Consider the following 10,050-nt stretch of genomic DNA (forward strand, 5'->3'; position numbering starts at 1 on the left):
AGATAGAATAATGGAAAATACAGAAATGACTGTAAAAGACGGTATCGAGGTCGAGGACGGCGCTTACGAGAACGCCGCGACCGGCCTCGGCAAGAAGGGAATGGACAAGGGCGCGAACACCGTTGTTGCCCCGTACACCCCTGCGGACCTCGTGAGCCTTGCGACGATGAAGGTGAAGGACGGCATAGCCGCGTTCATCGTTGACGGTTTCCCGACGGCGGCACTCATGAACGAGCCGAAGATCATCGGTGACGAGAACGGGGAAGTCTTCAAGTCTGCAGCAGAAAAGGGGCTGTTCAAGGCGGTAAAGAAGGCTGGCTCGTACATGCGCCTCGCCGGCGGTGCCGTGGTAGTCACGGAATACGACAGTGACAGGAATGCGGAGGCGCTCGCTACCGCGCCACCGAAGTCTGCTAAGGTTAATGGGTACAGGGTGTACTCGGCAGGGAAAATTGATCTGAAGAAAGAAGATTTCAACAACGGCGAGGAACCCGGCGTTTTCCGCGTGAAGCGCATCGGTGGAGGCACTGTCGATGTACATCCGTCACGCTGTACGGTGTTCAAGGGTTCGGAACTGCCCGACATAATCGAGAACTCGATAAGGGAGCAGTACTTCGGCGTGTCCGACCTGTGCCTCGTAGAACAGGACCTGAGGGACCTCGCGTCGATTTCTGGTGCCGTCGTGAACATGATACAGGAGACGGGAACGCTGCTTTTGCGCCTCAACAACCTGAGCCTGCTCCTTTCCAAGCCGGACAACGGTATAGAGGACATCCACAAGATAATCTCCGCGATGAAGCTCTGCATGAACTCCATGCGAGCCACGTTCGCAGGGCCTAAGGACTCCTACGACATGATCAACCACAACTTCGCCGGCATTGCGGAACTGTGGACTAAAAAGCAGATGGACGTGTCCGCAAAGTCGCGCATACCCATGAGCATACTTTTCGGGCAGAGCGCTACAGGTCTGGCGCAGACGAACGAGGGCGACATAAAGTCATGGTGCAGCTCTGTCGGTTCATGGAGGCAGGAATACCTCTACGTGCCGACGTGCAGGCTCATTTCCGACTTCTGCAGCCGTAACTTCAGCAAGGGCTTCTCGGAGATCGGCTGGGGAGCGATCGACGAGATGACTTTGAAGCAGACGCTCGAAGCTCTCGACCTACAGTCACAGACACTTGAACGCTACATGAACCGTGGCGTCCTCGGACCGGACGAAGTTAGGACTTCAGTATTCGAGAACGGCCACAGTTGGGAAGTAAGCGTAAAGGACGGGAGGAAGCTCCCGAAGCCTTCCAACTTCGGAAGGGGGGAATAGACAATGAACGACCTCGTAAGATTCGCGACAAGCGTAGAACTAGCGACCGGCAAGAAGCGCGGTCGCCATCCCGTTTTCAGTTCTAGCCAGTTCTATCCATACGCCGCCGAAAGACGGCTGCAGAACGCGCTGAGGAACGAACTTGAGGACTACATAGGCGCGGCTTACGGAGCCGCCGTATTCGGCGAGTCTTTCAAGACTGACTCGATGGAGGAGCTCGCGCTGCTGCCGGAGGGCCTTTCGGACAATTTCAAGGCCGAAATATCCTACGCGGCGGAATCCATCGCGAGGAAAGTTTCTAGCAGCATCGCCGAAATGACGGAAATGACTGTCGGAAAGCCCTACTACCCGCAGGCGGCAAAGGAAAGCCTCCTGAAAGACTGGGAGTCCAACTTCCAGGTTCTTTGCGTTTCCGCAGAATCGGATGCAAAGAAGGACATCGCCCGTCTCGTGACGCAGGCGAAGAACGAGGGCTGGAACGGCAAGCAGCTCGAAAAAGCGGTGATGAAGGAACTCCCGGACAAGTACGCAAACCGCGCCTCGCTGATAGCAAGGACTGAATCGGCTAAGCTGAACACGTCGGTAACGCTGGAAACGTACAAGGAAATCGGCTGCAAGTACTACATGTGGATGGCTACGCTCGACGAACGCGTCCGCCCGGACCACGCCATGATGAACGGACTTATATGCTCGGCTACAGACCCGACGGTATGGTACGAGGAAAACCCCGACGACCCGATGCACCCTATCGAGCACAAGCGCGACGATACGATGGTGCATCTCCACCCCGGCGATGACTTCCAGTGCCGTTGCACAATGGTCATGTGGGATCCGGTGATAGACGGCAAGTACGAAGTGAAGGAACGCCAGCCGGAGGAAGAACCGGAAGGCTCCGAAGAAAAGACAGAAAGCGACCCAGCAAGCCGCGAACTGGAAAAGGCTAACGAACGCCTAGCCGAGAAGGAAAAGGAGCTTGAGACGACGAAAGCTGAGCTGAAATCGGCGAACGAGGAACTTTCAGGCGAAAAGGCGGCAAGGGAGGCCACCGAAAAGGTTGTCGCTGAACTTGAAACAGAAAACGCTATTTTAAAAACTGAAAAAGCAACTGCTGAAAAAAGAACTGAAGACGAATTACATCGAAGAAAGTTGCTTCAAAAAGCTAACGAACGACATTCTAAAAGGAGTGTTGCGGGAAGAGAAGAAATCCAGATGCGATGGGAAGTGCGTAGAGCACTCCCAAAAACGGCATGGGATTTTACAAAGGTAGTCGGAGTACAAGAAAAAACGGGAGTTAACTACAGGGAAGAAGTCGAAAAACGACTAAAGAACCGTTCGCAAGATTACAGGGTTGCATGCCGTCTTGTCAGAACTAAATTCCAAAGGACTTACCAGAATGGTAAATTCGCTAAATTCCTACCAAAAGAAAATAAAATAATGATTGGACCGGGATGTGCGTTCTTGAACAAACGCGGTCCAGGTTCATCTTTACTTCACGAAGACGGGCACGCCCTCGACAAAGCAATTGGGGATTCTCTCGGCTATGGCGGCCATATTTCTGTCGCAAAAAAATTTGGCCCAAAGATTGTAGAAGAACTTACAAAGACATTGTTCCAAGAAGCGGATATGTTTATTGCCGCGCATCCTGAATTTGAAAAAGGATGGTCAATCAACAGGAAACGTGAGATATACTTCAAGAAGAAGTTTATAGAGGCGGAATACCTTGACCATCCGGTGAATGGAATTCCTACAAGATTTATAAAAACTTTAGACGGCGACGATCACGAATTTTCCGCTTTTGCTGATATAATAAACGGTGTTAGCCAAAACAAGATTGATATCGGCTATCATCACAGCAAGCCTGGATATTGGGATGAAGCAAGTATAGGAAAGGAATCTTTTACACACATAGGAACTCTTTCTGAAAGTGAATTAGGAGTTTCTTTGTTGGAAGCGTACCTTCCTGAAAATTATAACAGGTGGAAAGGTTATATAAGATTAGGAGCTGACGAAGTCAATAATCGACTCCTTTCTCTGCGGGCTCGTTAAAAGAATTGAAGAATGACATTAAAAAATCCTCGCTGATTTTCTCTGATGTCATTATTTTTTTATAGAATACTTCTTCATCAACGCCTTCTTTCAGTATGTACGCCTTACCGCTTTTTTGATCATACATTGTGATTACGGATGAAGGTTCTTCGTAACCTATTCTAAATCCGATAGGATCAATTTTTCGTTTTAATTGAAAGATATCCATGATGTTTTCCATAAAGAAATGTGGCGCACAACATGCACCACATTTTAATTTACACATTAAACAGTACATCGTCAAGTAAAACAATCGCAGCGCCGCAGGGAGAAAGGAGATGAAATAGTAAGCCCGGCGGCGCTGCGCGGATTCAATCCTCCTCGTTCACGCAGTAAAAGCAGATCCATACCAGGTGACCGTTCTGGCAACGGAACGCCCCGTAATTCCAAGGTCTTTTTTCAAGGCAGTCTTGACAGATTCTGTAGGTCATTTTCATCCCCTTTTGTTTTCGGCTTGCCATCGTCAGCGCGGCTGGAGCCACCAGCAAGCGGACGCCCTTCCGGGCGTTTCGGAATTTTTAAGCGATACGGGAAAACACCTCGTCAAATTCCGGGTGGTGTGTCTTGCTCATGCCGCCATCGAAAAGGATGTCCTGCACGGTTTCGAGCGATTGTTCCGCCTGCCTTGCGATTCCGCCCATGATAAGCGAGCGTTCGTATGCGGCGGTCTTCTTCACGCCGTGCTGGTGGGCTCCCTGGATCGCGTTGTAGAGGTTCCAGCCGGTCATGACCTCCAGGCGACCGTCGTCGGCACTCTGGAACGTCTGCACGACGCGGATGACGGCGCGTTCCCAGTGGTTCTTTGTGCGTTCGGTGATTTCCTCGTTTTCCTTTACCTTCGGGTAGGGGAGCATTCGGGCCATGGCTTCCTTCGCCTCTTCCATAGTGATCCGGCGGTCGGCGAGGCGCTGGTAGGCGACTTCCGAGCTGGCGAACAGTCCGTCCGCGTAACGGAGCGCCGCGGCGATTTCCTTCAGGCGGCCCTGTCCGCGTGCGTCGTGACGGATGGAAATGATGCTGTGTTCGCGGGTGGCACGGTTGATCGCTTTCGAGATTTGGTTCTGGCAGAAGAAGCGGTACGGCGTGACGAGCAGCTTCATGGAGTTGGAGCCGTCGTGGGAGTTCACTACGGAGAGGTAGCGGCCAACCTTGTCGCCGGTGCTGCCGATATCCATGCTGTCGCCGAGGCTGACCTGCGCGAAGATTCCCGCACCGTTGCCCCAGGAACCGATGTTCTTGAACTCGACGTCAGCGATGTCGGCCATCTCCCCGATGACGCTGAACGCGTCCTCGTTCTGGACGGGCTTGTACCTGTCGGAGAAGCTGTTTCCCGTGATGACGGCCTCCGCGCCGGACTTGTCGGAACGGACGGGGGTGAACATCCCGGTCGGGACGTAAACGCCATCGACGAGGGCGAAGGTTTCGGCCATTTCGGTCGTGAACTTGAGGTTCTTCTGGTCGAGGGCGGCGTTGACTTTTTCGAGGATTTCGGTATTCATGGTTTCATCTCCTTGATGATTGTTTTGTTTTTGTTGAATCGAGGTCTGCCGGGGCGCGGATCCCGGCGAGCGCTTTAGACCTTTTCCGCGTTGATGAGGTCATTCTGGAGTCTGAGCCTGTTTAAAGCGATTTTGGCTTCCTTCCTGATTGAAATTGTATCCGTGCGGGAGAGGAGGTAGTTTTTGATGGCGGCAAGCGCCATATCCAAGTCATGGTCATTTTCAAGAACCAGCGTCATTTTACCCCTCCTTTAGACCTTTTCCATACGGATTCCTTCTGAATAGCCCCTGTCTTCACCGAACATTTCGAAGAGCACAGCGGAAGCCTCGTCGTAGGAGTTGAACTTGCGGGCGTTCTTCACGAACACCATTAATGTCCCTTTTTCCGTGAGGTATTCACCCGTGGTCCTGTTGAATATTACGACTTTCATTTTTTCACCTCTTTCTTTTGTTTCCGGGTTGATTCCCTTCAACACCATAAATATATCTAAACTTTAAATAAAAATCAATAGATTTAATTAGAAAAAAGTTGAAATTATGTGCAGGTACACAAAAAAACTCCGTTTGCGCACAAATTAGTACGTTTTGTTTATAAAATTTTACAAACATTTGTTTAGATGCTGTCGATTTAGGGGATTTTCTTCTGTATGCACTTTTTTATGCACTTTTTTATTCGGTTTTTGCGAATCTGCACGTCCATTGTTGAACTTGAGTGAATTTAAGTGAACGTAAGTAACCGTTCAATTTGAACTTTTTCGGGGAATATTGCCTGTTTTTGGTTTTTTGGGCATTTTTTATGTAACTTTCTTTTAAAAAGTGTTATTTTGCCAATGCTTTTAATCTTGCAATCTCCGCATCTTTCTCCGCAATCACCTTGTCGGCTTCGGACTTGAGGTACACAAGGCGCGGTTCACAAAACTCTTGCAAGTCGCTTTCTACGCAGTTAAATGCTTTCAGTTCGATCATTTGTCCTCACTTACTATCGAGAGTGTCATTACGGTATCGTGGTTTTTCCCCGCAAGCTGATTTTGAACAACGGTAGGCAGCATATTGTCTGGAATATCCGCGATGTAGGTATCTTTAGTTGTCGGTAGACCGACGGATACACCGCCACACCAATGGATCGTAAACGCTAACTTCATTTGAACGACTCCTTAAATTTCTTGTAACATTCATTGCAAAGTTTGAAATGGTCATATCCTCGTTCTTTCGCCACTGTGACAAAGTTTATTTTACCGATATTCGTCACAATATTCTTGCACTTCGTACATGTAAATTTCGTCATACGTTCCTCTCCTTGAACATCTTCTTGAAACACGGTTCGCAGATGTCCCTCGATTCCATTGCCTGTGTAAACTTGTTGCCATCAGGGCTTATCTTTTCGACGGTTAGGTGATAGACGGTTCCCTCGTCGCTCCTGTTGGTCTTGCAGACGTCGCACACGTAAGTCTTCATCACGCGGCCTCCTTTCTTTGGTGGAGTTTCACTTTTGAGTCTTCAAACATCTTTAGCCACTTGCTCAGCGCTTTTTCCGCGTCGGCACTCGGTTTCATCTTTTCGTAATTATGGTGTAGCTCGTTTCCATAGAACTGACCCAATTTCCCGTCTGACATGATTTCGGCTGTCGCTACGGGTTTTCCGTTTGAATCCGCGATGAATACGAGAAGGCATTTTTGCCTTGCCATCTTTCCAATGTAGTCGGCATATACAAGACATTGGTGCAGGGCCTTGGCGTGCTTGTCTACAGTCTCTGTGTCCTGCGGCACGTATGCAGTCAGGCCATGGAACTTTGTGATTAGGTCTTTAAACTTCTTTGCCACCTTTCGGAATTCGGCCATCTTAAGTTCGGTTTCTTTCTTTGCTTGTCTCGCCTGCTCCTGACGTCTTGCCTCCCTTACAAGCTCGACTTCTGCCATGACCTTGTCGTGGGCTTTTTTCAAATTCTTTGGTGCGTACCAGTACTTGTCCTTGACGTTGTGACCGCATTCCTTCGCCATCTCGATATAGTCACGGTACAGCCCGAGGTCACACTTCTTGATTTTCCTTGATATGAGGTACTTGTAGGACTCGTACGAAAAGGATTTGCCATAATTGTCCTTGAACGATTTCCATTCGCCATACTCCTTTTCTGTATGTCCATTCATGACGAACTTTATTTTTGTTATCGGCCAATTTTCAGAACCGGCGTTTTCCCTGACGAATTTTAGGATTGCCATGCGCCTATCTTTTCCATAGCGTATGAACGATCTGTTCAGTGCGAGCCTGTCATAATGTGCTCCGACAAGTAATTCGACGTCCGGGTCCTTAAGCCACTGCTGGAGAAGTTTCATGGCCTTGGCGCAGTTGCAATCTCCGGCTTTTTGAAGTGTCCATCGAAAGTTTGGATGCGCTTCCGTAATTGTCGCGATTTCTTCGTCGCTCAAGGCATGCCCGTAAACATTGTCGCCGTTACTCAACGCATTGCAATCCATAATCGCATTACACCACCATCTTGAATCGCTGTTGTCAATCATGTATCCTGCAATTGGACGGAAACATAGTCTGCGAACCTGTTTTTTGCCATTTTCGAACTCCCTGAACACGGTGATGCTCCCTGCGTCATTGTTTCGTGAAGCTGGCCACGTCGCGACGACATATCGTACAATCTTTCCGCGGTACTTCGATATATAGTCTGTAAATGTAGCCTTGATCATCTACACCCCCAATGCCGCGAACATGTCGAGCTGGTCGGCTTCTTTCTTTTTCGGCTGTACGGCAGGCGTTTCGCTAACGGTATCGTCGTTGTCGTCATATTCGTCTGTGACGTCGTCAACGCTGCACTTTGCAACAACGCTGTTCTGTTTCTTTGTGCTTGTTTTTGCGGCCTTCTTCTTGGCTTCTTCCTCGTCTTCGGCCTTCCAAACTTCGTCGTTGAAGTAGTCCATGCAGATACGGAAGCAAGTTTCGGCTGGAACTTGGCCCGAAAGCCTGTTGTTCTTTGCAGCATCTCGTCCTCCGAGGATTTCGAGAACTGTATCGCGCAAGTGTGAAATGCACCTGTCGAACTTGTCCTCGTTGCCTGCGTACTTCTGGCAATTCTGTTCGAGGTGTGACTTGATAATTCCTTCCATAGTCTGCGGCGACTGTTTCGCCATCGACTTGTAGGCTTCAACTTGTTCTTTGGTCGGTTTCATTTTCGTTTCTCCAGGTTTATAATAAACGCTGTCCGTCTTTATCGCTGGAACGGACAGTTTCGCACGGAACTGTGTGTAATACCCTCTTGGAGATTCATCTAACGCGGGAATTTTTTCGTTAGGTGATCGTTTTGTTCCGTGCAAACTTGTTCCCTCCGGCGGCTGGATGTGATAAATGAAATGTTGTGTTTGTGTGTCATGCCGCCATCGGGATAATATTTTATTTTACGTCGCCGTAGCCGTCGCCGTAGCCGTAGCCGGAGCCGTTGCCGTAGCCGGAGCCGGAGCCGTCGCCGTCGCCGTAGCCGGAGCCGTCGCCGTTGCCGTAGCCGTCGCCGGAGCCGTCGCCGTAGCCGTCGCCGTAGCCGGAGCCGGAGCCGTCGCCGTAGCCGTAGCCGGAGCCGTCGCCGTTGCCGTAGCCGGAGCCGGAGCCGTCGCCGTAGCCGTCGCCGTTGCCGTAGCCGTCGCCGTAGCCGGAGCCGGAGCCGTCGCCGGAGCCGTAGCCGTCGCCGTAGCCGTAGCCGTAGCCGTAGCCGGAGCCGTCGCCGTAGCCGTAGCCGTTGCTGTAGCCGTCGCCGTCGCCGGAGCCGTTGCCGGAGCCGTCGCCGTTAATGAATTTAAGCGTTCGGTTCATAAGAATAGACCTCTTTAAGCCGCTTGGCGGAATCCTTTGTGCAGGGCAGAATTTCAAAAACGTCAAGCAAAATAATTTCGTTTTTTGACGGCTCAGAGAACTTGCAATTTTCTGATTTGCGTGGTCCGTTGTTCGCAAGTTCTGTAAGTGTAAACTTGCTATCCCACCTCCACAGGCGACGAGCCTGTGCAACCTTGACAGCGTTAGGGCTTCCGTAAAGGTTGCTTTCGACGAGATAACCGGCGTGTACGCCGCATTCGTGACCGCGGAAAATGCAGTAGGGGTGTTTTTCGTCGTCCTCGTCAAAAGACGGAGCGGCGTTTTCGACAGACGATTTCTTGACGTAGATTTCGCCGTTAAGATTGATTTCTTCGAATTCGGGCATATTACTTTATCCTTTAAGTTGAGTGTGATTCGCGGTTCCTGCGGGACTCGAACCCGCGACATCCGCTATCTTGTGGTCTTACTAGCATTACCACTCGCTCTAGCAGCGCTCTATCCAACTGAGCTAAGGAACCATTGTCCACGTGCAAGCGGCAAATTACGGAAATTGTGATAATTCTTTTCACTCGCACGTGGGGTGCTTCGGGCGTGGCATCAACAACAGAGAGTTTCCTACGTCGCAGGAACAACGATCATCCGTTATATGGTGATTGTTTTCCTTTGATTTTGGTTACTAGTCACGCCTTCGGCTTCCCGGTGGGCAAAAGTTAGGCTCGCACCGGGAAAACTTTTTTAGGTCTTGTCCACGAGCGCCTTGATGCGCTTTCCAAGCGTGTCCTTATACAGCTTCATGTAGCGGAGCTGTTCTTCGATGTACACGTAGTCCGGTGCTGCCTTTTCGATAACTTCAAGTTCCTTTTCCGTGTCCTTGATGCTGTCGAAAATCTTGTCGCGTTCCATCGAAAGCATCATGATTCTTTCGCTTGGGGTCTTGATTCTTTTTTCTGCTTCGCCGTGGAGCGTTTTCAAAAGTTCATTGAACGGGTTTTCGTTTGCCATGGTTGTATTCCTTATCGGTTAATGTTAATTTGTTGTTAAAAAGGCAGATCGACGTCTTCCTCGTACTGCGGAGCCTGTGCGCCCTGCTGGTACGACTGGTGCTGTTGTCCAAACGCTTGTCCGTAGCCGTTTCCGTTAGATTGCTGCTGGCGCGGAGTGAGGATCTGGAACGTGTCCATGTTGATTTCGGTAACATAGCGCTTCTGACCGCTGGTCTGGTCGGTCCAGCTGCGGTTGGTGAGGGATCCTTCTACATAGAGGCTCATGCCTTTGCGAATGCCAAGCTGTTCAACGATATCTGCGATTTTGCCCCAGCCAATGATGTTGTGCCAGTCGGTC

The 10,050-nt window shown here is 50.2% G+C and carries 15 protein-coding genes and 1 tRNA gene; 2 read left to right on the forward strand and 14 right to left on the reverse strand.

Going from position 1 to position 10,050, the window contains the following annotated elements:
- The first annotated feature begins 10 nt into the window (after nt 1-10).
- Both ACJMM9_RS09460 and ACJMM9_RS09465 read left to right on the forward strand, forming a co-directional pair.
- Complete coding sequence (locus tag ACJMM9_RS09460) at nt 11-1,318, forward strand: anti-CBASS protein Acb1 family protein (protein WP_405326097.1); 1,308 nt, start codon at nt 11-13, stop codon at nt 1,316-1,318.
- Between the two features lie 3 nt (nt 1,319-1,321).
- Nucleotides 1,322-3,364 (forward strand): minor capsid protein, encoded by a 2,043-nt coding sequence (locus ACJMM9_RS09465; RefSeq protein ID WP_405326099.1) that lies wholly within the window; start codon nt 1,322-1,324, stop codon nt 3,362-3,364.
- Here ACJMM9_RS09465 and ACJMM9_RS09470 read toward each other — a convergent pair.
- The 14 genes from ACJMM9_RS09470 to ACJMM9_RS09535 all read right to left on the reverse strand — a co-directional run.
- Nucleotides 3,330-3,572 carry a hypothetical protein gene (locus ACJMM9_RS09470; RefSeq protein WP_405326101.1) on the reverse strand — a complete coding sequence of 81 codons (243 nt, stop codon included), beginning with the start codon at nt 3,570-3,572 and terminating at the stop codon, nt 3,330-3,332. The genes ACJMM9_RS09465 and ACJMM9_RS09470 overlap by 35 nt on opposite strands.
- 349 nt (nt 3,573-3,921) lie before the next feature.
- Nucleotides 3,922-4,902 carry a DUF932 domain-containing protein gene (locus ACJMM9_RS09475; RefSeq protein WP_405326103.1) on the reverse strand — a complete coding sequence of 327 codons (981 nt, stop codon included), beginning with the start codon at nt 4,900-4,902 and terminating at the stop codon, nt 3,922-3,924.
- A 74-nt stretch (nt 4,903-4,976) separates the two neighbouring features.
- Nucleotides 4,977-5,141 carry a hypothetical protein gene (locus ACJMM9_RS09480; RefSeq protein WP_405326105.1) on the reverse strand — a complete coding sequence of 55 codons (165 nt, stop codon included), beginning with the start codon at nt 5,139-5,141 and terminating at the stop codon, nt 4,977-4,979.
- Between the two features lie 12 nt (nt 5,142-5,153).
- The gene (locus ACJMM9_RS09485) at nt 5,154-5,333 is read right to left on the reverse strand and encodes a hypothetical protein (RefSeq protein ID WP_405326107.1); all 180 of its coding nucleotides are present in this window, start codon (nt 5,331-5,333) and stop codon (nt 5,154-5,156) included.
- Between the two features lie 388 nt (nt 5,334-5,721).
- Complete coding sequence (locus tag ACJMM9_RS09490) at nt 5,722-5,868, reverse strand: hypothetical protein (RefSeq protein WP_405326109.1); 147 nt, start codon at nt 5,866-5,868, stop codon at nt 5,722-5,724.
- On the reverse strand, nt 5,865-6,044 hold the full coding sequence (locus ACJMM9_RS09495) for a hypothetical protein (protein WP_405326110.1): 180 nt from the start codon (nt 6,042-6,044) through the stop codon (nt 5,865-5,867). Before ACJMM9_RS09495 ends, ACJMM9_RS09490 begins: the two co-directional genes overlap by 4 nt.
- Before the next feature lie 139 nt (nt 6,045-6,183).
- Entirely contained in the window at nt 6,184-6,357 is a 174-nt protein-coding gene (locus ACJMM9_RS09500; RefSeq protein ID WP_405326112.1) for a hypothetical protein, read from the reverse strand.
- Nucleotides 6,357-7,595, reverse strand: coding sequence for a PcfJ domain-containing protein (locus ACJMM9_RS09505; RefSeq protein ID WP_405326114.1), 1,239 nt, complete (start codon nt 7,593-7,595; stop codon nt 6,357-6,359). The genes ACJMM9_RS09500 and ACJMM9_RS09505 overlap by 1 nt, the downstream gene beginning before the upstream one ends.
- Nucleotides 7,596-8,075, reverse strand: coding sequence for a hypothetical protein (locus tag ACJMM9_RS09510; RefSeq protein WP_405326116.1), 480 nt, complete (start codon nt 8,073-8,075; stop codon nt 7,596-7,598).
- 220 nt (nt 8,076-8,295) lie between these two features.
- Nucleotides 8,296-8,709: a hypothetical protein gene (locus ACJMM9_RS09515; RefSeq protein WP_405326118.1), complete on the reverse strand. Its 414-nt coding sequence runs from the start codon at nt 8,707-8,709 to the stop codon at nt 8,296-8,298.
- Entirely contained in the window at nt 8,693-9,094 is a 402-nt protein-coding gene (locus ACJMM9_RS09520; protein ID WP_405326120.1) for a DUF6948 domain-containing protein, read from the reverse strand. Before ACJMM9_RS09520 ends, ACJMM9_RS09515 begins: the two co-directional genes overlap by 17 nt.
- Before the next feature lie 32 nt (nt 9,095-9,126).
- Nucleotides 9,127-9,227, reverse strand: a tRNA-OTHER gene (locus ACJMM9_RS09525).
- A gap of 217 nt (nt 9,228-9,444) precedes the next feature.
- Nucleotides 9,445-9,711: a hypothetical protein gene (locus ACJMM9_RS09530; protein WP_405326122.1), complete on the reverse strand. Its 267-nt coding sequence runs from the start codon at nt 9,709-9,711 to the stop codon at nt 9,445-9,447.
- A 35-nt stretch (nt 9,712-9,746) separates the two neighbouring features.
- A partial coding sequence (locus tag ACJMM9_RS09535; protein ID WP_405326124.1) for a single-stranded DNA-binding protein occupies nt 9,747-10,050 on the reverse strand: 304 nt, incomplete at its 5' end.

This window comes from Fibrobacter sp. (assembly GCF_045112255.1).
In the GTDB taxonomy this organism is placed as follows: Bacteria; Fibrobacterota; Fibrobacteria; order Fibrobacterales; family Fibrobacteraceae; genus Fibrobacter.

Coding starts and splice junctions, on each gene's coding strand:
- ACJMM9_RS09460 (WP_405326097.1), top strand. CDS start 11: ATGGAAAATACAGAAATGACTGTAAAAGACGGTATCGAGGTCGAGGAC.
- ACJMM9_RS09465 (WP_405326099.1), top strand. CDS start 1,322: ATGAACGACCTCGTAAGATTCGCGACAAGCGTAGAACTAGCGACCGGC.
- ACJMM9_RS09470 (WP_405326101.1), bottom strand. CDS start 3,572: ATGGATATCTTTCAATTAAAACGAAAAATTGATCCTATCGGATTTAGA.
- ACJMM9_RS09475 (WP_405326103.1), bottom strand. CDS start 4,902: ATGAATACCGAAATCCTCGAAAAAGTCAACGCCGCCCTCGACCAGAAG.
- ACJMM9_RS09480 (WP_405326105.1), bottom strand. CDS start 5,141: ATGACGCTGGTTCTTGAAAATGACCATGACTTGGATATGGCGCTTGCC.
- ACJMM9_RS09485 (WP_405326107.1), bottom strand. CDS start 5,333: ATGAAAGTCGTAATATTCAACAGGACCACGGGTGAATACCTCACGGAA.
- ACJMM9_RS09490 (WP_405326109.1), bottom strand. CDS start 5,868: ATGATCGAACTGAAAGCATTTAACTGCGTAGAAAGCGACTTGCAAGAG.
- ACJMM9_RS09495 (WP_405326110.1), bottom strand. CDS start 6,044: ATGAAGTTAGCGTTTACGATCCATTGGTGTGGCGGTGTATCCGTCGGT.
- ACJMM9_RS09500 (WP_405326112.1), bottom strand. CDS start 6,357: ATGAAGACTTACGTGTGCGACGTCTGCAAGACCAACAGGAGCGACGAG.
- ACJMM9_RS09505 (WP_405326114.1), bottom strand. CDS start 7,595: ATGATCAAGGCTACATTTACAGACTATATATCGAAGTACCGCGGAAAG.
- ACJMM9_RS09510 (WP_405326116.1), bottom strand. CDS start 8,075: ATGAAACCGACCAAAGAACAAGTTGAAGCCTACAAGTCGATGGCGAAA.
- ACJMM9_RS09515 (WP_405326118.1), bottom strand. CDS start 8,709: ATGAACCGAACGCTTAAATTCATTAACGGCGACGGCTCCGGCAACGGC.
- ACJMM9_RS09520 (WP_405326120.1), bottom strand. CDS start 9,094: ATGCCCGAATTCGAAGAAATCAATCTTAACGGCGAAATCTACGTCAAG.
- ACJMM9_RS09530 (WP_405326122.1), bottom strand. CDS start 9,711: ATGGCAAACGAAAACCCGTTCAATGAACTTTTGAAAACGCTCCACGGC.